This is a genomic window from Providencia sp. 6390, from assembly GCF_058148425.1.
In genome coordinates, this window is the sequence record NZ_JBYVYL010000002.1 from 164323 (window position 1) to 183256 (window position 18934).

General features: G+C 42.9%; 32 protein-coding genes. 4 read left to right on the top strand and 28 right to left on the bottom strand.

From position 1 onward, the window contains the following. Positions 1 to 127 precede the first annotated feature (127 nt). The 4 genes from AC3Z9T_RS05780 to AC3Z9T_RS05795 form a co-directional block, all read right to left on the bottom strand. On the bottom strand, positions 128 to 487 hold the full coding sequence (locus tag AC3Z9T_RS05780; protein ID WP_490125269.1) for a hypothetical protein: 360 nt from the start codon (positions 485 to 487) through the stop codon (positions 128 to 130). Continuing rightward, positions 484 to 1260 carry a hypothetical protein gene (locus AC3Z9T_RS05785; RefSeq protein WP_490125270.1) on the bottom strand — a complete coding sequence of 259 codons (777 nt, stop codon included), beginning with the start codon at positions 1258 to 1260 and terminating at the stop codon, positions 484 to 486. The genes AC3Z9T_RS05780 and AC3Z9T_RS05785 overlap by 4 nt, the downstream gene beginning before the upstream one ends. Positions 1261 to 1463: 203 nt before the next feature. Next, positions 1464 to 2420: an ORF6N domain-containing protein gene (locus tag AC3Z9T_RS05790; RefSeq protein WP_490125271.1), complete on the bottom strand. Its 957-nt coding sequence runs from the start codon at positions 2418 to 2420 to the stop codon at positions 1464 to 1466. A gap of 61 nt (positions 2421 to 2481) precedes the next feature. Continuing rightward, entirely contained in the window at positions 2482 to 2649 is a 168-nt protein-coding gene (locus AC3Z9T_RS05795) for an Arc family DNA-binding protein (protein ID WP_490125272.1), read from the bottom strand. A gap of 87 nt (positions 2650 to 2736) precedes the next feature. Here AC3Z9T_RS05795 and AC3Z9T_RS05800 point away from each other — a divergent pair, with 87 nt between their 5' ends. Beyond that, positions 2737 to 2991 carry an Arc family DNA-binding protein gene (locus tag AC3Z9T_RS05800; protein ID WP_490125273.1) on the top strand — a complete coding sequence of 85 codons (255 nt, stop codon included), beginning with the start codon at positions 2737 to 2739 and terminating at the stop codon, positions 2989 to 2991. Beyond that, entirely contained in the window at positions 2988 to 3389 is a 402-nt protein-coding gene (locus tag AC3Z9T_RS05805; protein ID WP_490125274.1) for a hypothetical protein, read from the top strand. Before AC3Z9T_RS05800 ends, AC3Z9T_RS05805 begins: the two co-directional genes overlap by 4 nt. Before the next feature lie 188 nt (positions 3390 to 3577). Here AC3Z9T_RS05805 and AC3Z9T_RS05810 read toward each other — a convergent pair whose 3' ends face one another. The 18 genes from AC3Z9T_RS05810 to AC3Z9T_RS05895 form a co-directional block, all read right to left on the bottom strand. Beyond that, positions 3578 to 3940 carry a hypothetical protein gene (locus AC3Z9T_RS05810; RefSeq protein ID WP_490125275.1) on the bottom strand — a complete coding sequence of 121 codons (363 nt, stop codon included), beginning with the start codon at positions 3938 to 3940 and terminating at the stop codon, positions 3578 to 3580. A gap of 2 nt (positions 3941 to 3942) precedes the next feature. Then, the gene (locus AC3Z9T_RS05815) at positions 3943 to 4584 is read right to left on the bottom strand and encodes a DUF6246 family protein (protein WP_490125276.1); all 642 of its coding nucleotides are present in this window, start codon (positions 4582 to 4584) and stop codon (positions 3943 to 3945) included. A 33-nt stretch (positions 4585 to 4617) separates the two neighbouring features. After that, on the bottom strand, positions 4618 to 5346 hold the full coding sequence (locus AC3Z9T_RS05820) for a phage tail tube protein (protein ID WP_490125277.1): 729 nt from the start codon (positions 5344 to 5346) through the stop codon (positions 4618 to 4620). Between the two features lie 14 nt (positions 5347 to 5360). Beyond that, the gene (locus AC3Z9T_RS05825) at positions 5361 to 5738 is read right to left on the bottom strand and encodes a phage tail termination protein (RefSeq protein WP_490125278.1); all 378 of its coding nucleotides are present in this window, start codon (positions 5736 to 5738) and stop codon (positions 5361 to 5363) included. Then, complete coding sequence (locus AC3Z9T_RS05830) at positions 5735 to 6175, bottom strand: hypothetical protein (RefSeq protein WP_490125279.1); 441 nt, start codon at positions 6173 to 6175, stop codon at positions 5735 to 5737. Before AC3Z9T_RS05830 ends, AC3Z9T_RS05825 begins: the two co-directional genes overlap by 4 nt. Before the next feature lie 2 nt (positions 6176 to 6177). Then, entirely contained in the window at positions 6178 to 6546 is a 369-nt protein-coding gene (locus AC3Z9T_RS05835; RefSeq protein ID WP_490125280.1) for a hypothetical protein, read from the bottom strand. Further along, positions 6543 to 6914, bottom strand: coding sequence for a DUF7370 family protein (locus tag AC3Z9T_RS05840; RefSeq protein WP_490125281.1), 372 nt, complete (start codon positions 6912 to 6914; stop codon positions 6543 to 6545). The genes AC3Z9T_RS05835 and AC3Z9T_RS05840 overlap by 4 nt, the downstream gene beginning before the upstream one ends. Position 6915: 1 nt before the next feature. Continuing rightward, on the bottom strand, positions 6916 to 7281 hold the full coding sequence (locus tag AC3Z9T_RS05845; protein WP_490125282.1) for a hypothetical protein: 366 nt from the start codon (positions 7279 to 7281) through the stop codon (positions 6916 to 6918). 3 nt (positions 7282 to 7284) lie between these two features. Continuing rightward, the gene (locus AC3Z9T_RS05850) at positions 7285 to 8349 is read right to left on the bottom strand and encodes a major capsid protein (RefSeq protein WP_490125283.1); all 1065 of its coding nucleotides are present in this window, start codon (positions 8347 to 8349) and stop codon (positions 7285 to 7287) included. A 10-nt stretch (positions 8350 to 8359) separates the two neighbouring features. After that, a complete protein-coding gene (locus tag AC3Z9T_RS05855) occupies positions 8360 to 8800 on the bottom strand; it encodes a hypothetical protein (RefSeq protein ID WP_490125284.1) in 441 nt (146 codons plus the stop codon). Between the two features lie 3 nt (positions 8801 to 8803). Then, the gene (locus AC3Z9T_RS05860) at positions 8804 to 10195 is read right to left on the bottom strand and encodes a DUF2213 domain-containing protein (RefSeq protein WP_490125285.1); all 1392 of its coding nucleotides are present in this window, start codon (positions 10193 to 10195) and stop codon (positions 8804 to 8806) included. 74 nt (positions 10196 to 10269) lie between these two features. Continuing rightward, positions 10270 to 10467, bottom strand: a complete 198-nt coding sequence (locus AC3Z9T_RS05865) for a hypothetical protein (RefSeq protein WP_490125286.1) — start codon at positions 10465 to 10467, stop codon at positions 10270 to 10272. Further along, the gene (locus AC3Z9T_RS05870; RefSeq protein ID WP_490125287.1) at positions 10467 to 11477 is read right to left on the bottom strand and encodes a phage minor head protein; all 1011 of its coding nucleotides are present in this window, start codon (positions 11475 to 11477) and stop codon (positions 10467 to 10469) included. The genes AC3Z9T_RS05865 and AC3Z9T_RS05870 overlap by 1 nt, the downstream gene beginning before the upstream one ends. Further along, complete coding sequence (locus AC3Z9T_RS05875; protein ID WP_490125288.1) at positions 11431 to 12870, bottom strand: anti-CBASS protein Acb1 family protein; 1440 nt, start codon at positions 12868 to 12870, stop codon at positions 11431 to 11433. Before AC3Z9T_RS05875 ends, AC3Z9T_RS05870 begins: the two co-directional genes overlap by 47 nt. Positions 12871 to 12882: 12 nt before the next feature. Further along, the gene (locus tag AC3Z9T_RS05880) at positions 12883 to 14178 is read right to left on the bottom strand and encodes a PBSX family phage terminase large subunit (RefSeq protein ID WP_140180782.1); all 1296 of its coding nucleotides are present in this window, start codon (positions 14176 to 14178) and stop codon (positions 12883 to 12885) included. Continuing rightward, the gene (locus tag AC3Z9T_RS05885; RefSeq protein ID WP_096864261.1) at positions 14162 to 14587 is read right to left on the bottom strand and encodes a terminase small subunit; all 426 of its coding nucleotides are present in this window, start codon (positions 14585 to 14587) and stop codon (positions 14162 to 14164) included. The genes AC3Z9T_RS05880 and AC3Z9T_RS05885 overlap by 17 nt, the downstream gene beginning before the upstream one ends. Positions 14588 to 14643: 56 nt before the next feature. Further along, the gene (locus AC3Z9T_RS05890; protein ID WP_117162110.1) at positions 14644 to 14904 is read right to left on the bottom strand and encodes a DUF2560 family protein; all 261 of its coding nucleotides are present in this window, start codon (positions 14902 to 14904) and stop codon (positions 14644 to 14646) included. A gap of 50 nt (positions 14905 to 14954) precedes the next feature. Then, a complete protein-coding gene (locus tag AC3Z9T_RS05895; protein ID WP_490125551.1) occupies positions 14955 to 15452 on the bottom strand; it encodes a KilA-N domain-containing protein in 498 nt (165 codons plus the stop codon). Positions 15453 to 15592: 140 nt separating this feature from the next. Between AC3Z9T_RS05895 and AC3Z9T_RS05900 the strand changes: the two genes are divergently transcribed. Next, positions 15593 to 15805: a hypothetical protein gene (locus AC3Z9T_RS05900; protein WP_490125289.1), complete on the top strand. Its 213-nt coding sequence runs from the start codon at positions 15593 to 15595 to the stop codon at positions 15803 to 15805. On the opposite strand, the gene AC3Z9T_RS05905 is transcribed toward AC3Z9T_RS05900, so the two are convergent. Further along, positions 15779 to 15970 (bottom strand): crAss001_48 related protein, encoded by a 192-nt coding sequence (locus AC3Z9T_RS05905; RefSeq protein ID WP_490125290.1) that lies wholly within the window; start codon positions 15968 to 15970, stop codon positions 15779 to 15781. The two genes, AC3Z9T_RS05900 and AC3Z9T_RS05905, sit on opposite strands and share 27 nt — an antisense overlap. On the opposite strand from AC3Z9T_RS05905, the gene AC3Z9T_RS05910 reads away from it, so the two are divergent. Next, positions 15969 to 16091 carry a KTSC domain-containing protein gene (locus AC3Z9T_RS05910; RefSeq protein ID WP_490125552.1) on the top strand — a complete coding sequence of 41 codons (123 nt, stop codon included), beginning with the start codon at positions 15969 to 15971 and terminating at the stop codon, positions 16089 to 16091. The two genes, AC3Z9T_RS05905 and AC3Z9T_RS05910, sit on opposite strands and share 2 nt — an antisense overlap. A 5-nt stretch (positions 16092 to 16096) precedes the next feature. Here the strand turns inward: AC3Z9T_RS05910 and lysC are convergent, their stop codons facing one another. From lysC to AC3Z9T_RS05935, 5 genes are all read right to left on the bottom strand, one after another. Continuing rightward, positions 16097 to 16354, bottom strand: coding sequence for an Rz1-like lysis system protein LysC (gene lysC / locus AC3Z9T_RS05915; RefSeq protein WP_490125291.1), 258 nt, complete (start codon positions 16352 to 16354; stop codon positions 16097 to 16099). Further along, on the bottom strand, positions 16290 to 16622 hold the full coding sequence (locus AC3Z9T_RS05920) for a DUF2570 family protein (RefSeq protein WP_490125292.1): 333 nt from the start codon (positions 16620 to 16622) through the stop codon (positions 16290 to 16292). The genes lysC and AC3Z9T_RS05920 overlap by 65 nt, the downstream gene beginning before the upstream one ends. After that, the gene (locus AC3Z9T_RS05925; protein ID WP_490125293.1) at positions 16619 to 17029 is read right to left on the bottom strand and encodes a structural protein; all 411 of its coding nucleotides are present in this window, start codon (positions 17027 to 17029) and stop codon (positions 16619 to 16621) included. The genes AC3Z9T_RS05920 and AC3Z9T_RS05925 overlap by 4 nt, the downstream gene beginning before the upstream one ends. Further along, positions 17022 to 17339: a phage holin, lambda family gene (locus AC3Z9T_RS05930; RefSeq protein ID WP_048606449.1), complete on the bottom strand. Its 318-nt coding sequence runs from the start codon at positions 17337 to 17339 to the stop codon at positions 17022 to 17024. Before AC3Z9T_RS05930 ends, AC3Z9T_RS05925 begins: the two co-directional genes overlap by 8 nt. A 317-nt stretch (positions 17340 to 17656) precedes the next feature. After that, complete coding sequence (locus AC3Z9T_RS05935) at positions 17657 to 18790, bottom strand: HNH endonuclease signature motif containing protein (RefSeq protein WP_490125294.1); 1134 nt, start codon at positions 18788 to 18790, stop codon at positions 17657 to 17659. Positions 18791 to 18934: the final 144 nt, after the last annotated feature.

Here is an 18934-nt window from a genome sequence, read left to right on the forward strand (position 1 = left end):
GGATATTTTTAGCAAGCATTCAATATTTGCAATCCATTGTTTTATATTAATATTTTATTTAATGGTAAATACTAATGGATCAGGCAATAAAAAACCTGCCGAAGCAGGTTAGTTTGAATCAAGAAATCTAAAGCTTTTCCATAATTTTAGAGCATACGCCAAGCGATGACTCAGCCTCTGTTCTAGTGACCTCTTCATCTAACTTATAGTCGGCTTTTTGCCTTTTCCTTTTTTGCTGTTTGAGGATAGCGCCAAGTTGTATAAGTTGCATATCATCATACTGGCATTCTTGCTTTCTATTATATGGCTGATTTAAATATTCGATTAATCCTGAATGAGATGTTGGCAAGCAATGCCTCATGGAATTGAATGCTTTATGATACAGGCCGTAGTAGGATCTTGAAATGCAATTCCTGTCTCTTGATTCAGTATTATATTTCAAGTCATCTGTCGCTATCAAAATAAAATCATTTGGTGATATGCTCACAGCCTGTCCTCCTTTTTATCTTCAACACCTCTGTACCATGCAGTAAAATCTTTATCTGCCAACCTAGTGTCTGTAGCCAGTCTGGTTGCTAGCTCAATATCCATGTCAGACAAAACAGAGCTATCTAGTGAGTAGGCATTGAATATGAAGGCTGGGCACTCATCATCTCCCCCGACATCAAATTCGTGAGAGCTAAATAAAACGTTGTGCTCCCTAGCCACTTCAAAGGCTATTTTTGCAGCAGCTTTAATCTCTTCCTCAGAAAGAACAGATTTTGACATAAATTTCTCTATATTTGACACTTCCGATCTAAAATCAGCAATGTACTTTTCTTTTAACTCTTGCTTATCATTGTCGACTAATTCTAGAACTCTTTCAAGGAAGAATTCTGCCTGAGAAAATTCAGCCAAGCTTAAGCAGCGATTTTTTGCCACCCAGTTAACAATTAAATGATTGTTTTTTCTGGCTATATCTTTTAATGCTGAAATGTGAGCATCATATTGAAATGTTTTTTCAAGATATGTTATATAATTTAAATATATGTTTTCTCTGTTAGACTCCGAAGCCTCTTTTAGATAACTCGCTGCTATTTCATGCTCGCCGCCCGCAGCATGTGCCAACCCTATAATCATCATAGATGTAAAATGATCATCGATTTTCTGAGCATCTTTAATAGCCCTTTGAACCTTAAAAGGCTCTAAAATTGTCCCAGTTTCTATATAAGTAAACAGGTCATATATTTCTGCAATAGACCTTTTTTTTGGAGATGCCATGTTAACTCACCTAGCTTATTACTACTCATGCACATTGATAATTAATCGATGAATAGTATCAACTAATTTAAGTTAGGCGTTACTGATCTTATTTACAGCATAGCAAAAAACCTCAGTTAAGAGGCGTAGTGATTTTCATATGGCATTGATTTTATTAGTAACGCATATTTGCTTTACAAGCCCTTCCTTGGGCTATATGGTGGTTAGGCTGTAAACGTCTTATTCACAACATCTTTCATTTTGGCAAAAGAAGCTATCTGTCCAAGTGCCCATGACATCTCAATCATAGTGTGGCGCAGTGATTCAATTTCAGCCTTAGCCGCTGTTACATCGTAGCCAGCATTTTCTAACTTGCTTAAAATCTCTCGACTTGGGCTTTTGGTCTCAGTAAGCATTGACTGAGTTACTTTTAATTGCCCGTTTTTGTAGAAGCACATATCTACAAATGGGAAATTGTCAGGGTACCAAGTAAGCGGATAATCAATCTCAAGCTTTGGCGCAGGTAACACATCTTGCTTCGGTAAATATTCACCCTCAAGCGGAACACGCGCAGCCAGTGATAATGCCTCTGTGAATTTATCGCTATCAATTTCTTTGTATGTGCAACCAAAATGACTTTTTAGCGACGACCACATAGTTATCATTGCTTTTGCTTGCTTCTCTTTGGGCAATGCTTTGCCGCGATTTAAAACGAGTTGCTTAATTGCTTCTTGCTGCTCTGAGGTAATGCGACCAGCGATTTGTTTAGCTTTACGTTGCGAATCTTCTTTCTTAGCAAAATAGAAATCCTCTAGCGCCTCGAAAACATCCCATGCGTTATCGGTGTCTAGCATTTTGGCATGACGAGCGGCACCGCGTTCAGTCCATAGAATGATACTTTTCGCATGTTTGCTTATAATTTCTGAACCCTTATAAACTAACTTACTTTTAGTAAGCCAGTTCTTGAATTCCTTTAGTATAGAGCCAGTTAGCTTATAAAAATGTTTACCCTCAACAAATCTATCTTTATTTCTTGAATGGTTAACTTGGATATTTATTACTTCTGTGCCGTATACGTCAGCTAGCATGTCAGTAGTAACTACCGCTGCTCCTGAATGTGATATCAAAGGCATTGCTTTAACTGAATTGCTCACATCATTAATATTTGCTACATTATTCATGTCGGTTTCTCCTAAGACTCTGACAAAATCGAAGCCCTAACTATTCCTAGTAGTTGGGGCTTCACTGTTTTTGCATATCTATCTTTCTTTCCCTGATGTACTCCATAACAATCCTGTTAACTTCTGTATTTAATGACCTTCCAACACTTTCAGCCCATTCCTTAGCCTCATCTATATCTTTTTGAGGCCAGCGAAAGTTAAGCTGGGGCATTCTGCTTGCTCCTTTCATATTTTCTCCTTATAGGCCACGGTGGCCTTATTGAGAATATAATAGCATCATCCTATCATGTCAATAAATATAAAAGGGATTAATAGAATGGCTAGAGACGACCCAAAATTTTCCTTTCGGATGCCTCATGAGGTAAGGGAGAAACTTAAATACAGAGCTAAATCTAATGGCAGGTCATTCAATGCCGAGCTGTTACAGATAGTCTTAGATGCTCTTGAGAAACCACCTACTGTTTCAGGGTACCGAAGCGATACAGAAAAACTCGCTGACCATCAAGCCGAAGAGGTCAAAAAAATGGTATTCAGCACTCTAATGGAACTTTACGACAAGGATAATAAATGAAAAAGTTTGATAAGGATATAGAGCGCATTTACACATTGAGCTATGCCAAGATTATTGACCTACATTTTAGGATGCAAGAAGAGGTAAAGTACCAATACAACTTGCGCCATAATCCGCACAGCCTTAAAGATGCTATTAGCGTTTGTCAGCAGGCTGTATCCATATCCAATATAGTGCTTGAAGCTATGATTGAAAAGAAACGCGGGGAATGCGCTGAATACTTTTCAGTTACAGGCCGACGATCGCCAGATAATAAATTCTACTACCCTTCGCATTATGCAGCCGAAACCCTTTGCAAAATATATAAAGAACTAGGTGAGCAAGAGAAAATCACAAATATTCAAAACAAAATGAATGCTGAAGGTTGGGGTTCTGGTCGATATGAGTCGATAATATAAATATACAGAAAAACCTTTAAAATCATTAAAATCCAGATTTGGATTTTAAACCCAAATCACTTGGCAAGTTTTACAGCTTTTTTGTAAAACTCTTTATGAGTTGCGCAAAATATAAACTACAAAACTTTTGTAGTTACCTACAATTATTTTGTAGGTCGATTATTCTAATTTAGAACAATCAAACAATATCAAAGGCCTACTGTTGAATAAAACGGCGCGCTACCTCTTTCAAACATAGCAAATGCGCTGAGACCAGCAATACCACGGTTAACTATCAATTCAGCTAAGTCATTATTTAGATCACCAATAGAATATGCTTCACTAGACTCTACTTGAAACACTACACAGTTATATCCGTGTTCCTGACTGCATTCGATGTACCGATTAAAAGCAAATATGCCTTTATCTCGCATTACATCAGCAGCACAATCAGAAAGTATTTCTACAACGCCATTGCTTATTTTATCTCTAGGCCAAGACAACATGGCGGGATGACGCTCATAAATATCTGGTGACGGAACGGGCTTTGCTGTTGGTTTAGGCTCTCTCATTTCTACCTCGCATTATCACGCATAATAATTTTATCAGCCCAATCCATAGCTTCTTCATACCGCTTATTGGATGGGATTTTGTCTTTTTCGCTACGGGGAAACTTAGCTTCCATAGCAGCGCGGAAACCTGTCATTGTCATTCCCCATGCTTCCTGTTCGCTGATACCTAAATGGGCCACAGCAAGATAGACATAGACGCGCGGGTCGAACTCGTTTGTGAATTTCCCTTGTGGCTCTTCGTCTTCATCGGGCTTTTGGTCGCCCATGATGCCGTGGCGCATGAGGTGACGGGCAAGAGTGATAATATCCTGTAACTTCAAGCGCCCTTCTCGATAGCTTAGCCAGCCTTTACGGTTAACGCTAAGATTACCAATCAACGCACTGACCTTTTCGTTACAGCACTTTTCAATCACGTCTTTGCATTCCATGACCATGTTAGCAAAGCAAATCGCCTCTGCACTTTTTGCTAGCATCGGGTTTTTCAGGTTAGGGAATCGACCTCCGTGTACAGTAACGAAAATATCAGTTAATCGTGTGGGTGAGTTTTGGGATAGCCTAGCCATTGCCGAAAATGACGGGATTAAATGGTATGGCTTACCATCGACAATCACCGCTATTTGCCCTACATCCGTTAATACTTGCATGAGACCTCAATAGAGGGGCTTGCGCCCCTTAGATTAAGAAATGGTGACTGTTGCCTGACTGGAAGTAACACTACCCGCAGAGGTCGAATTAATGACGCAAGTATATTCCCCTGCATCACCAGCAACCGTTGCCTGCTTGGTAAATGTCGCAGCAGTGCCGCCAGATACATTACTATTGCCTTTCTTCCACTGGTAAGTTAGCGCTGAGCCATCGGTGGATTTAGCTTCCACAGATAAAGTTAGCGTTTGTCCTACAGTTAAAGTCTGGTCTACTGGCTGTTTAGTGATTACGATTTCTTCTGGAATATCACGGATATCGACACCACCTTCGCTATTAGCTTCAATAGACCAAGTCGCTACATCGTCGTGCGGATATTCATCACTCCAGCTAGTCACTAAGAAGCAGCCTTCTGTGATATCTGTAGGGCTAACAATCTTGAACCATACATAAGGCTGACCTGATGTAGTTTCAGGGTTGTTAACGTGGCGCTTAAGCTCTTTCTGACCGTATAAAGATTCTTTACGAGATACACCATCACCTGAGAAAGTGACGTTTTTATACGAAACTAAGCTTTCCTGTGTATTTTGTGGCGACATATCGCCTGTTGCGTCTACCGTTTCCCATTCAGTAGCAGACGACTTTCCGCGCATCATACCAAGGCGACCGTAGTCCATTGGTGATGGTTTGTTCTCAGGACACGCAATTGCATAAAATACAACCACGTCGCGTCCTGTGAATGCACCTGATTCACATCCTGCCATGTTTATTCACTCCGTTATCGTGAGATTATTGTGTTGAAATTGATTTCGAGGACTAAGCGATTTCTGTCGCTCATTGATTGGTTGATACCGCCGATTGGCTCTACATAGGTCATGCATCCGATTTTGTGGTCTCGGATTAATGCTTCTCTGATTCTAAAAGCTAGGTCTTCAAGTGCTGATTGGCCTCCTTCGACCTCAGATATAAGCAGCATTCGATAAGAATCGCGTATTAGCGCTTCCTCTGGCTTACCGCCGCCCATTCGTTGAATGACGATGAACTTTTCTAATTGCTGACCATCTTTCCAAAATCGATACTGAACATCGAACCCATCAGAGAAGTGATTAACCTCCAACCACTCAGTAATTTCGCTGTAAATGTCACTAGGCTTCATATTTTGTAGCCTCGTTTAATGATTTCTTGTATTTCTGGCGCTGCGTTTTCAAAACCTTTGCGTAAGAAATCAGGCTCTGCGTTAGGGTCCCAATATCGCCCATTACCAGTACCGCCACCAAATGAGACACCGCTTCGAGTTTTGCCAAAGTCCTCTCTTGGTTGACCTTTCAGCTTGCCTTTCATCTGACTAACCGCTGCGGCGTAGTTGGCTGAATAACCGACTCTAGCCTCATACCCACTGGGTATTTTCTGCAATTGTCGATACTGACTATTGATAAGATTGGAAGTGTCGATAGGGGTAATTGCCGCAGCATAAGCCGCACCAGTAATAGATATCTCCTGCATAACTCTGGCTGTTCGCTGTGTAGCAATAAGCTCTAATTCGCTATTGATATTACCTCTTACTTGCCTGATACCTTTGACTTTTACACCCATAATTAAGTCCTTATTACATAATCGTATGACTCCCCAAAGAAACTCATATCATCTTTGCTTACCACAACGATTTGACTCGCATTCGCTAACCTTGGGTCAAGAATAGCTGTTGTATCTTCCTGCGCGATATAATCACCGCGAACAGGATGACGAACAGGCTGGCCTTGATACTTCATTTCGGTGTTGTACAAGTCTTTAGTAACAAACTCAGTACCGAAGTCATCTTTCGCTACCTCGTTGCTACCTCGAAATGTGCAGTCGATAAGGTATGGAGTGCCGTAGGTGATTGTGTCATCCCATTTTCCACCGCCGCTAATGACAGGGTAGACAGTAGCGACATTGGTATAAACCCACTCAGCAGTAGTGCTCACGAGTAACCCCCTACCACACCAAAGAACCCAACAGATTTACTCGCCAGTGGTAACGTAGATAAACACCCCGCCGTATCCCATGCTCTCAACTGTTTCAGTAGATAATCCGTCCCAGCAGAGTCATAAGTAAACGAACGTGACGCCCCGTTAGGAGCGCCTTGTGATGATATCTTTCGAGCACCAGACAATGAGGCAAGGCGAACCATTGCGTAAACCAGAAGCAGCTTTTGCAGTGATTCATCATAATTAGCCGCCAAGCATTCAGATTTTGCATTCACTTGATCCAGTAGCAACAACAGCACGGAATCAGGCAATGTAAACCCAAGCTCGGCTATCATTGGCTTTACATCATCAAGTGTTATCTTCATGCTATTTAGCCTTCTTGGTTTTAGCCTCTTCCAGCTCAGCTTTTAGTGCTGCAATCTCTTCATCTTTACTGACGATTTGATTGTTAAGTTCAGCATTTTCTTGAGTTACATCACTCAATTCAGCAGTAAGAGAGTTAACCCTCTCTTCCAGCTCTACCGATAAATCGCTAACATTGTCATTTTTGCTTGGTGTAGCAACTTCGAATTCCAGCTTGACGCCTTTTTTCTCGCTAGACTTTTCAGCCTTACCCTCGGCAATAAATTTATCTGCCAACGCATCTTCAATATCGTACACAGTGCCAACTTCCAATTTCTGAAAGCTGGCACCAGCAAAAATATTAGACGCCAAGATTTTTACTAGTGCCATTATTTATGCTCCTTTACCGTGAATAACTGAGAAGTGACCAGCGATATCTTGCTTAACCATCAGGCCAGCAGCACCCCATGTGCGCCATACGTAGTCTGAGTTGTAGAACTGACGAGGGTCAGCAACAGTACCGAATGCCTGACCGACGATAGGAGCGATAACACCAGCGCCCAGAGGAACAATAAGAACTTCGTTACCTTTCAGCTCATAGTCTTCTTTGATGTCTTTAATGCCCGTGATTTTCTTGATTTCTTCAAGAATGATGCGGGTTTGGTTAACATCGAAGTAGACCGATTCCCAGTTAGACAGGATTTCGCCAGACACATACCAAGTTTGCTCACCATATTGCAGGTTTTGCAGCTTCAGAACGTCACGCAGCTTGATAATTTCATTGCGGATCGTTTGTCCGTTTTTCTCGATTGCAAAGTTAACAGTTAGCGCGACCTGTGCAACACGCTCATCACTACGCAGGCCTTTAAACGTTTTGCCATCAAAGCTGATGAAATTACCCGCAGCGTCCCGAAAGCCATTCCAGATAAAGTCGAGATACTTACGGCGAACTGTATCGACAGAGTCTTTCTGTGCATCAGATAAAGAAGCCAGTGCAGAGCCTTTGCCGAAAATCGGATCACGCCATGTGAACTTAAAGCCAGTGTCATGAATTGGCACCATTGTTCCATCGAAGCTATAAGCGCTAGCCTCAAGTAACGCACCGACCTGACCACTCATTGACGTGTGAGCCACACCGCCGCCGCCTTTACGAGCATACTCATAGACCGACTCATCAATACGAACAGAGCGAGATAGTCCCATAAGGTCGTTTAACAAAGTGAATTCAGTGTTTGGCTGGAATTCAGCTAGCACAGTCTGGTCATACGATTTGTACAGACGTTTAATGTCGTCCACTGCATTGGCAGCATCTAAAACTGGCACATTACGAGCGCGAGCAATAAAAGCAGCTACAGCCTCAGCAGATGAGTTTCGCTCTAAGCTTAACGCATCCCATTGAGCTTGGTTGGCTTCAAGGTTTCCCGTTTCGGTTGCCTTCTTAGTTGAAAAATAAAACATTCAGTTCTCCTTACTTGAACACAACACGAACCAGATCACCCGCCGCAGCGGTTAATGCTGTATCTTCTTCGACATAGGCAAATACTGCTTCGCCTTCTGCGCCAGTTGCCAGTGTGATTTGACCGTTAGCAACAATAACCGCTTGGCCTTTCTTGTATGTACCAGCAGCGGCACGCAAGTTTAAGAACAGACCTTGCATTGGCTGAATTGCAACAACCCAATCACCCGCCTTGATTACATCATCAACCGTTTGGCAGCGCAGATAATCAAAGTTGGCCACATACAAAATACTCGCTTCTTTACCATCAACTGATGGCGTGAATTTAGCGGTAGTCTCATCATAGAAACCGATAACACCCGCCTTGGTATCAACTGCTGCCGCACCTTCACGGTGTAGCAATGGGTTAGTGAATACACCACCCGCATGAATTACACGTTTTTTATTCACCATGTTTTACTCCGGCATATCTGAAACTGATTGAGAGGAATTGACTTGTTGGAATGAGCCGTTTAAGCCATGAGATACATTGCATTGCGCGTATAACTCTTTCAGTGGGTCGCCACTTAGCGCATTAACAGCAATATCGGACATGCCAAATTTAGCTTTCACAGCTTCACGCATGGCATTTACTTCTTTGTCTGCGTTAGCGTTTAACTGCGCTTGAAGTGGAGCGATTGCAGCATTTACAGCGGCTGTGATTTGTTGCTGTAGTTCACTGTTGTTCGCAGTGTCGGATTTATCCTTTTCCGCTTTCTCTTTTTTCTCACGCGCAGCTTTTTCTTCTGGCGTTTCCTCTTTCTTTTCTTCGGCGTTCATTTGGTTGTACGCATCCAGTAATTCAGCATCAGATTTACCTTCTGTTTCGATGCCTTTCGCCTTCAGCGCATTCGTGATGATTTCTTTCATCGGGTTAGTTTCCTTATTGGTTTTAACTTCGTACTCTGTTGGCTTGCGCACAACTTCGATAGGCTCACCAACGAGTTCGGCGTCTCCGTCATCGTTCATGAGGTATTTTTGTTGGTAGGTTTTACCTGATTTGTAGTAAATGAATTTATCGGGCCATACCATTTCGGGATAAGGCCAATCATCGCCACTGGAAGCATTACGCAATGCCGCACGTAATGCAGAATAGATGTCTTCAAATGAGAATGAATTGTTAGCGAAAAAGAACTTAGCTTTGTTAAATAAGCCTTCTTTTGTGCAGTTTGCCGCATCAATAAGCTCTGCTGTTTCAGTTTCTAGCTTCTCACCCTCGCTATTCACGAACATTCCTACACCATCTTCTGGCGTAGCTGCTCCCAGTTCTGATACGGGTAAAATAGCAATGTGATCAAAGTGCATGTTTCTGGCTACCCATGTATAGGCTTTACCCTTTGACTTGCCTTTATTCTGTTCGCGCTGTAGCAATAACCCTGTTGATACATGAATGGGGTCGGAGCTATTGCCAGCGATAATGTCATCAATTCTGGATAGGAATTCTTTCCCTTTCTCGCAGCCATCAGCAAATCGACGGTTTACTTTCACATCCATGATGACCTTTTCGCCATCCTTACGGACGTTCTCAGCCCATGCCCCAATGTGATATTGGTTTACTGCTCTTGGTGTATCTGCTGATACATAATCAGTGCCAAGTTTGGGGTGACCGTATGGACACTGCCGCCCCTCCATCGACTTAAAACTACTGTTAATCTCACTTGCTGGATATAGCCCCCCGTTCATCACAACATCATCAACGACAGGCACAACGCCGCGAATGACGATATGTTCATCACCATCGATGGTTTCAGTTGAAATATTGGAGGAGTTGACAGCCAGTGATTTAACATGAATGCTGGATAGCTTCATGTGTTGGCCTCTTATTGATTACTTCAAAGAAAAATTTGTCTCGATTTCCTGCTTGTCTGCCTTATTGAATCGACTTATTGCAAGGTTACCTTCATGACTCTGCACTTCAACTGCAAGCGTGTCATTCTCGCAATTTCTCTACAATCGCTTTCAGCGCTGCTGCTAATGATACCTTCGATAACCTTTCCATCAGATGCACAAGCAGTAACTCGCTCATTGCATGGAGCAGGAGTTAAACTGTTAATTATTTGATTGTTGCCAATGCCAGCCATTACGCAGCCTCCTTATCCCTGTAATATAACTCTTCCCACTCAAGTCGCGACCGAATGAGCCTGTCTAAAATGCTAGGGTTATGCAGTGTGCCATCTTCATTGAGTAATACTGGCTGATTGCCGCAGTAGCAGTTATAGCGATTACCATTGATTGAGTAGAAATACTCCACTTCCTCAACAGTGAATATTTTCCCGCTACGTGCTGCATGACTCGGTCTAGTGGTTGGCTTAAGTGCTGATATCCATAAGATGCCAGTTTTCAGCCCTAACCTTTCACTAGCCCATGTCGTTTCGTTCCAGTTTGCCCTACGAAGTGCGCCTACTTGCTCTGTCTGCGCTATCGCCTTTGCTCTGGTCATCGATACATCTAAACGCTGACTGACTATCCGCGCTGTTTCGCGTGGATTTATGCCTCTGGCTATCGATGTGCCGATTACATTTGCTAGGTCGGTTCGTGCAGCATCAGACAAGCCGCGCCAATCGCTATAAGTAGAGATAAGCGCCGCCGCAACCTGATTTTGATAAGCAGGCTGTGACAGTAAATAAGTGAGTGTTGTTTGCTGTGCGTAGACTTCGGATTGAACAGCTAAGTTAGTGTAAGCATTCAACGTGCCGCGCTCATACTCATCAGATACATACCCAAACGCCCACAATCGCTCGTCGCCACCTTCAAGAAGGTAGTCATCAAGTATTGATTGCAGTCTTTCTAGGAATCTAGCGTACTCTGCGGGACGTTCAGCTAGGTCATATATATAAACGCCAGAGTTAACCTTAAAAATCGTGTCAGGCTCATCCTGTGCGTTTTTAGCGAGTATGTAGCTTTGAGTGGGTGATTGCGTTTTCTCTCTGCCAGTAAATGACAGGTCGAATAGTTGCTTGAGTGCTTTCTTGAGTTCGTAATACCGATTATCAATATCACGGAACATCTTTCTAACTTGCCGACCTGATTGCGTCGGATCAGCCTTATTCCTTGGTATTATCGGCGACCCTATCTTTTGATTCTTTATCAACTAATGGGTCTCCTTTGGGGCCTGACTCTGGCGGCTCGCCTTCATCTTCCAACGGCTCAAGCTCACCAACAGCACGTATTTCATTAGGGCTTACTGCGGATTCCCCGAATGCTTGCTGTGTTCTAGTGGCTACATCGGCCATTTTAAGCATGTTATCGATTTTGTCTGACTCACTAGGCGCTAACATGTCTGACCAAGCAAGTGTTACATCTCCGCTACTGGGTGGGTCAATGACACCTAACTTCCAGAGTCGTTCGATAATTTCAGTAACGTACTGTGTTAAGAACCCCCAGCGACGGCCATTCAAGCGCTTACCATATGCCGCCCCGTCTTTATCCCCTGCAAGCACGCCTGTTTGAGTGCCTAAGAACTCAGAAAAGGGAATGCGAATAGTTGTTAAAAACTCCCTTACAGCAACCTCCCATGATGGAGTGGGGTCTGCGGCTGCCACAGATAGGACGTTCATTTTACCTGCTTGCATTACTGCTGCTGAGTCAGTGCCTCGGTTTAACTTATTGATTTTATCCGTCATCGCTTCGCCAAGGTCTTTATATCCTGCTGTTAATGCTGCCTGAGCGATGTTATCCATTTCAGTAGAGGCGTCGAACTCAACGGCTATTTGACGACTAGCATTTTTCAGGAACCCTTCAGCGCTGCCGCCTGATATCTTTTCAATATCCAGTAGTTTATTAAACCCAGCCATAAGCAACGGTATGCCAGCAAACATATTTCCATCATCAGCACCTTCGCAAAGAATAATGACTCGACTAGGGTGAATGAGCTTTTGCCTTGCTGGTCCCTGCAATTCATTTTCGCCAACAGGTCGCTCATCAAAGTTAAACATTTTCGGCTGCCCGTAGGCTTCCGATGTAATGTCGTTATCCCATTCAGCGACAGTTATTTGCGGCTCCCATAGTGGGATGAGATTAACCAGCGCTTTTTCTTTAAGCTTTTTAATCTCGTTATAGTCAGCTTGTTCGCTCCACTCTTTGTTATCTTTGAGCTGGATAAGTAACGCTGAATATCGACCAACCATATTTCTACGGTCAGCATCTTTAATGCGGGCCCAGTGCTTTTTGAGCAACTTGGTTACATTGGCTTCCCATGCTGTTGTTTCTTTGTTTTCCTTCGACTCATCACCGTCAATAATCGTTGGCTTATCTTGCCAGCAATCATCAAGTAGTCGATGCACAGCCGAATGAGCCACAGCATTACGCTCATATGTGTCATAGTAATTACGAAACGCCAAGCGCGTTGGGTAGCCAAATTCGTCATAAAGGTTGGTTCTCTTTGTATTGCTAGATACACCGCCAGACGCATAAAGCGCACGACCTCTGGCTATATCAGCAACACTATTAACGAGCAATTCCAGCCCCTCTTTTTGTGTTGTCACTGAAATTCCCCTTTAAAAATAAAATGCACCTTTTGACTTCTGAACGATGTACCCATCAAGCCCATATCTAACAGCATCCCAGCAGTGGTTGTTAGCATCCAAAATCACAGGCAATACTTCACCAGTGATCCGGTCTGTTTTGTATGAGTAAAGACGGGCTTCTTTTGCTGTTTCTTTACAGCGAGGATGAATGATGATTTGTTTGAAGCCTTTAAGGAATGTCACGCCATCCTCAACGCTTCCCTGCCATTTTTTGGCCGAGGAAATGTTGAATCCCTGCGTCTTGATATGGCTAATAGTTTCCGGTCTTGAGTTGTCCGCTTTAATGGGCCACTTTCTAGCCTCTGGAATTCCTGTGAACTTGGCATCATCGGTTACTTCCCACTCTGCCAATTGCTTATCTGTGGCCCCATCTTTACCAGCGTAGAACTTCCACATGTCATTAAGCTCAACTCCAGCACCATATGCTTCGTATTCAATGTATAAATTCCTGTCCAACATAAACATACGAATAAGAGTGCTTGGGTCTTTCGCAAATCCGAAGTCACCACCAAATAACAATCTGTCTGCTTTTTTGTAGAGGTCATCGGGGAATGATTGAACAACGTATTTATTCGCTAACACCTGCTTATCAGAGTTTTCAAGATAAGCACCTTCCCATATCCACGCGTAGTCTGAATATTCAAGGCTGTTAAGATCATCAAGCCTTTCTTCTTCCAGAACATCAGGGAACCATGGATTATCGTTGTAGTTCATTTCAACGATAATTGAATTCTTCGGAGGTGTTTTTCTGAATCGCTTGTCTGTGGCGCTACCATCCTTTTCAGGGTTCCATGTTATCCATATTTCAGAGCCTGACTCACGGACGGTGGGCCTTAACTTTTTCCATGCTAAATCTGATACTGATTCCGCTTCATCCACCCAAGCCAGTAACACCCTTGCTTTAGATTTAATGCTATCTAGGTTATGCCTTAGCCCACAGAATACATAACTAACTTTCTTGCACTTAGTGCGAATGTATTTCTCACCAATATCAAAGTAATCATCCAGCCAAGGAACAGATCTGATCGCCTGTTTAACTTCTTCCATTGATGATTCTTCTAGTGAGTTCATATACTCACGACCACACAGGATAACTCCGCTAATTCCTTGCTCTGCTGCCTGATATGCCTTTACCGCGCTCATCATTGCAAATGTGCGGGTCTTTGCGCTACCGCGACCGCCATAAGCACCGCGATACCGAACTCCTTCTTTTGCGAATACTGGAACTAATTTGGCAGGGATGGGTAAATCAACAGTCTGCTCCATCAGGTGATACTCCTACCAATCTAATAACTGTTGGCTTTGTCGCCATGCTTCCATCGGATGATTGGTGATCAACTACTACCTTATCAAGCCCAAGAAGCTTCGCCTTACCCATAGTTGCACCAACTGCCGCAGCTGATTGAGGTGTCTCCGCAGATAAAGCAGCCTTTCTTGCTTCCTCTAGCTCAGCAATTAAATCATCTACAGTCAAATTATGCCTATCCAAATGACTATCTGTGAGCTCCTTGATACGGACCGTAATAGGACCGTTCTTGAGAAGCTCTTTTGCTTTTGTATTTACCGTCGTCGCCTTCATTTTATCTGCGGCATACGCCACTCGATAAGCTTCGGACGCATTACCTGTTTCGACGTATGCCTGACAGAATTTCTCTTGTTTGACTGTCAGTGCCATATACTCATATCCTCATAACAAATTAGAAAGCCCACCATGATGAGCTTTGTGATTGGTTATTCTGCTACTTCATCGTTGAATAACGTTTTCTTTGTTTCCTGCACTCGTTGATAGATGGTGTCTACCTTAGTCAGTAAATCGACGGAGCCATTGTCAAAGTTGCCATTGTTACCAGACCATAATTGAACAAATAACTCATATTCAAGCTGGTCGTCATTGATGAGCTTAATGGCCTTTGCGGTTGCTGCAGTGTTGTTGCCTGTTAGCTTAAGTAAGCCTAAGCGGATTTTCTCTTTTGCTGTTAGTTCAGTAGTCATGCTTTACCTTGTTGTTGTGTGCTTAATAATAAAAAAGGCCGCTGAGCGACCTACTTGTAATCCAGTGCGATTTGCAGTTTGCTTTCTGCTTCTTGCTTATTGTGTAGCAAGTGGGCTTTTCTTCCACCTCTACCCCAGTAATTCATTGTTCTTGCACAGTCGCTAACGATTGATGATTCTTGATTGAATATATACCCAGCCATATTCGCTTCAGCCATAAAACTAGCAACTGAGATTAATTGCCCTGAGAAGTATGAGTCTAAAACTTTGTATGCCGCATATTTGAATGATGGGTTTAGCCATGCTGCGTAGTCATACGCCACGAACTTACCACCATAAGTGCCGCCATTTACACCTCTCACAGTGAAAACCACAGATTCGTGGTTTTTCTCAAGCTCAGATAGAAACTCTTTTGTTTGCTTGTTTCTCAAGTAGTGATATGGAGATTCAGACTCACTCTTTCCGCTTGCTTTCCACATGTCCGTTAAGCAAATCATGCCTTCTTTGTCTACTCTGACCTTTGTTCCTAATAGTATTAAATCATTCATTACGTTTCTTCCTATAGAAAGTGAACCTGTTAGCACAGAAAAGCCGCCCCAAGAGAGCTCGCCAGCTATAACGGCAGTTCTCAGGATCACTTTCTGTAGGCTCTTGGTGTTTTAGATGTGCGTGCTATGCACAGGGTGAAATGCGTAGAGGTCGCAACCATCATCACGTATCACTACGTTACTTTGGTCGCTTACGGCTTACCCGTCAGCAAGAAGGATCACCTCCTGTTACCTTGTCGGGGTTATTCTTTTGGAATGCTTTTATCCAACTCTTCACGGAATTGAGATGGTTTATCGAAGCCTTGTGTTGCCATGGTATTTCTCCATTAAAATCTCTCAATGCGCTGAGATAAAGTTTCAGAGTAACTACGCATGTGACCTAACTGCTGGTTTAATAACTCTTGGTCGCGATGCTCCAGCGTCTTACAGATATCACCATTAATGAAAGTTGTCAGCTTTGTGATTTTGTCGTCTAACTCAGCTTTCTCATCTACTACTCGTTGTTGATGTGGTTGCATTTATCAGTCCTCAAATGTACCTGCTCATATCCATAATGGATTAATGAGCGCCCTATCCAAAGGCCAGTATTTTGATGCGCATATCAAAAAGGCTGGCTATCCTTATCGCAAGGTTGGATGATTAAGTTAAAGCGGGGGAATCCTCGCTTTTTCGATTTCCCGTATTGCTTTCTTGTCCAAGTTGCACGCCTTAATTACCGACATCAGTTCAATGTTGTATTCAGCGATATCGCCCCACGTCATTTTGTCGGGGATATCTGGTATCGGGCAATCAGCTAGTAGGCTTGCAGGAATGGGGATGTGAGGTGCTAATACATATTCAGTCTTTGTACTGCCGCATCCTGTTAATAAGGCTATCAGAAGCAGTAACGGGAGCGCAGTCATTATCCACAAGAATAGCTTTGACGTCTTTCTTGGTTCCCTGTGCGTCCAGTGTGTTTTGTTGTTTAGCATCAATGGCTGCTCCAGAGATACGGTCAAAGATAGATATTGAGGTGTAGGCGTTGTCAGATATGAGTGATTGCTGGGATAGTGATTTAGTTAGCGATTTATTAGCATCATTTAGCCTATCAATTTTACCGCTTTGCCAGCCAATGAAGGCACACATAGCCAAGGTAATGACAGCGCTAACAATTATCTCGCCAAGTTTCACAGCAAGCTCCACGCTTTTTCGAATGTAGCCTCGCTGTAGGGTGGTTCATATCCCAGCTCGACAGCAATAATGGCTTTTGCTAATTCAATCGCCACCTCTTTATCATTCACTGTCAAGCAATCTTCAGGACTAACACCTAGCGTTTTTGCGGCGCGTTGAATATAGCCTTCAGTGTTGTTTTCGCTTGGAGGGGCATAGCGATTGATAATCTGACGAACTGAGCATAGTCCGTATTTCTTCTCGTAAGTTCGCATTAATACGAAAATTGCTCGGATACCATATTCAGGAGAGATGAACTGACAGAAGTCTTTGTCTGTTTGCGTAGCTGATAACCCTTGCCACTTTGAACCATGTCGAATATTGCCGGGGTTATTGTTACGCTCACCACGTGCTATTTTTCTAGTCATTATTCACTCCCGCTTTACCCTTAATCATTTTGCTCAGCGTTTCTACGCCCCAGTAACCAATCAGCACGCTAGTGAAATAGGCAAACTCAGGGTTCATTCCCATAGCTGCCAGCAAGTCTTTAGCAAACCATCCAAAGAATGCACACAGTGCACCATCTAGCAGGGTCTTTTTCCAACCACCGCCGTTATACATACCTCGAAGTATTGCAACAGTTCCAGCCAGACCAGCCGCAGCCGCTTGCTCTTTCGCTGAAGATAGCCAACTAAGTAGATGATCCAGCCAATCAGGAGTGTTATTCATACATTTCATACTCACCCCCTACGTTGGAGGAATTTAGTTAATAAATAGCCGCGCACAATCTCTATGCGTCAATTAAGTGTGTGTGATTAGAATTCTGTGGCGGCGTATACGAAAAAAGGCCGCGCTAGGCGACCTCTTGAAATCAGTTGTTCGGTTATTCCGAACATGTGAACTATCCGGAAATTCCGGAGAGTTGGAAAGCAAAAAGCCCCTACCGAAGTAGAGGCTCTATTAATTATTTAGACACTCCGAACGCGATAACTAGCGGAGGATAACATAAATATATCAGGTAATAATTTTTTTGCAACTATTTGCATTATTTTTTCTTATTCGAATTTATCATAAATCTCCTTACCATTATTTAGATCAACAGTGATTGCCTTATGCATCTTTGCCTCAATTATTCTAATGCACCATCTAACCCTATCTCTTGCTTGAGGCATAGTTAATGCCCCGCTAGTGATCTTCATTAAAAACTGAGCGATAGTTTCTATTCTGTGTCCATATACATAATAGTTAACTGCAACTCTAATGAGTGGAGAGTTAGCGCCAAACACTTTAATAAGCATACTATCGACATACCCACCTAAATCATCAGAACACTTTGGAACTGAACGATGCTTAAGATTTGCGATTATTTGCGAGAGTTTTTTGATAAGCTCATTTCCAGTGTAGCCACGAGAATGAAGCCCTTCGATTATCGCTGTTATTCCATCTGCTGTTATGGCCCCCCGACCAGATACAGATTCCATAAAGCGACCGATTGGGCTTACTTTTCCTTTTTCTTCCAACCCATCATAAGCCCATGATCCCCAACCACTAAGAATATGGCTAATCCAGACCCTTTCGTGAGGTTCTAGTCCTCTTGTCGGGTCAATGTCTCTTTGCCTCTTGATCAATGCAAGTAATGCTATTTGGTCTTGTGGTAAGTCGTGTCTTGCGGTTACGCAAGTAAAGAATTCGCCGTCATTTAGCTTTAAGAAATAATTAGCCTCTCGAATAGCTTGGTTTTTATCCTTGAAACTACCCAGATAAAACTTATGGCCAAGTCGATTGATCTGGATACGCCACCGTTTTGTTTTCCTTTCAAACGATATGCATCTAGCGCCAGAAGTATTGTTTTTTCCTATCCGCCTATTCCATGAGTTTTGTGCTGAAGTAGCCAGCCTTAGATTTGATAGTCGATTATCTGAAGTGTTCCCATTGATGTGGTCTATATCATTTTCAGGCCATACACCATGCATATAGAACCAAGCTAATCTATGCGCTGCATACTTTTTGGAATTAACACTAACCCCGATATAGCCATCATCACGCATGTAACCTTTGACCCTGACGCCTTTATGAATGTTGCTAGTGAAATTTCCAGTTTCAGGATTGTATCTAACCTTTTCCCTAATCATCGCTAGTTCTGGATGTGAATCAGGAAGTATTCGCTTGTCGTAGTGGTACGTGATCATCTTACCTCCGGCAATACTGTGTGATACTTGTCTGACCGAGTCGTATACACCATGCTTTGCTTTCCTCTGCTAGCCCTGCTGTGTTGCACTACTTTTAAAACGCCACTCTTTCTTTGAATTACTGCATAATGGAATCCATAATCT

Bases quoted from the DNA above. Each gene is read 5' to 3' on its own strand.
- AC3Z9T_RS05845 (WP_490125282.1), bottom strand. From the start codon at position 7,281: ATGGCACTAGTAAAAATCTTGGCGTCTAATATTTTTGCTGGTGCCAGC.
- AC3Z9T_RS05795 (WP_490125272.1), bottom strand. From the start codon at position 2,649: ATGAAAGGAGCAAGCAGAATGCCCCAGCTTAACTTTCGCTGGCCTCAA.
- AC3Z9T_RS05785 (WP_490125270.1), bottom strand. From the start codon at position 1,260: ATGGCATCTCCAAAAAAAAGGTCTATTGCAGAAATATATGACCTGTTT.
- AC3Z9T_RS05905 (WP_490125290.1), bottom strand. From the start codon at position 15,970: ATGCAACCACATCAACAACGAGTAGTAGATGAGAAAGCTGAGTTAGAC.
- AC3Z9T_RS05930 (WP_048606449.1), bottom strand. From the start codon at position 17,339: ATGAAATGTATGAATAACACTCCTGATTGGCTGGATCATCTACTTAGT.
- AC3Z9T_RS05820 (WP_490125277.1), bottom strand. From the start codon at position 5,346: ATGGCAGGATGTGAATCAGGTGCATTCACAGGACGCGACGTGGTTGTA.
- AC3Z9T_RS05815 (WP_490125276.1), bottom strand. From the start codon at position 4,584: ATGCAAGTATTAACGGATGTAGGGCAAATAGCGGTGATTGTCGATGGT.
- AC3Z9T_RS05895 (WP_490125551.1), bottom strand. From the start codon at position 15,452: ATGAATGATTTAATACTATTAGGAACAAAGGTCAGAGTAGACAAAGAA.
- AC3Z9T_RS05825 (WP_490125278.1), bottom strand. From the start codon at position 5,738: ATGAAGCCTAGTGACATTTACAGCGAAATTACTGAGTGGTTGGAGGTT.
- AC3Z9T_RS05935 (WP_490125294.1), bottom strand. From the start codon at position 18,790: ATGATCACGTACCACTACGACAAGCGAATACTTCCTGATTCACATCCA.
- AC3Z9T_RS05885 (WP_096864261.1), bottom strand. From the start codon at position 14,587: ATGGCACTGACAGTCAAACAAGAGAAATTCTGTCAGGCATACGTCGAA.
- lysC (WP_490125291.1), bottom strand. From the start codon at position 16,354: ATGACTGCGCTCCCGTTACTGCTTCTGATAGCCTTATTAACAGGATGC.
- AC3Z9T_RS05805 (WP_490125274.1), top strand. From the start codon at position 2,988: ATGAAAAAGTTTGATAAGGATATAGAGCGCATTTACACATTGAGCTAT.
- AC3Z9T_RS05800 (WP_490125273.1), top strand. From the start codon at position 2,737: ATGGCTAGAGACGACCCAAAATTTTCCTTTCGGATGCCTCATGAGGTA.
- AC3Z9T_RS05810 (WP_490125275.1), bottom strand. From the start codon at position 3,940: ATGAGAGAGCCTAAACCAACAGCAAAGCCCGTTCCGTCACCAGATATT.
- AC3Z9T_RS05840 (WP_490125281.1), bottom strand. From the start codon at position 6,914: ATGAAGATAACACTTGATGATGTAAAGCCAATGATAGCCGAGCTTGGG.
- AC3Z9T_RS05900 (WP_490125289.1), top strand. From the start codon at position 15,593: ATGCGTAGAGGTCGCAACCATCATCACGTATCACTACGTTACTTTGGT.
- AC3Z9T_RS05880 (WP_140180782.1), bottom strand. From the start codon at position 14,178: ATGGAGCAGACTGTTGATTTACCCATCCCTGCCAAATTAGTTCCAGTA.
- AC3Z9T_RS05860 (WP_490125285.1), bottom strand. From the start codon at position 10,195: ATGAAGCTATCCAGCATTCATGTTAAATCACTGGCTGTCAACTCCTCC.
- AC3Z9T_RS05790 (WP_490125271.1), bottom strand. From the start codon at position 2,420: ATGAATAATGTAGCAAATATTAATGATGTGAGCAATTCAGTTAAAGCA.
- AC3Z9T_RS05855 (WP_490125284.1), bottom strand. From the start codon at position 8,800: ATGGTGAATAAAAAACGTGTAATTCATGCGGGTGGTGTATTCACTAAC.
- AC3Z9T_RS05865 (WP_490125286.1), bottom strand. From the start codon at position 10,467: ATGGCTGGCATTGGCAACAATCAAATAATTAACAGTTTAACTCCTGCT.
- AC3Z9T_RS05925 (WP_490125293.1), bottom strand. From the start codon at position 17,029: ATGACTAGAAAAATAGCACGTGGTGAGCGTAACAATAACCCCGGCAAT.
- AC3Z9T_RS05830 (WP_490125279.1), bottom strand. From the start codon at position 6,175: ATGGGTGTAAAAGTCAAAGGTATCAGGCAAGTAAGAGGTAATATCAAT.
- AC3Z9T_RS05850 (WP_490125283.1), bottom strand. From the start codon at position 8,349: ATGTTTTATTTTTCAACTAAGAAGGCAACCGAAACGGGAAACCTTGAA.
- AC3Z9T_RS05890 (WP_117162110.1), bottom strand. From the start codon at position 14,904: ATGACTACTGAACTAACAGCAAAAGAGAAAATCCGCTTAGGCTTACTT.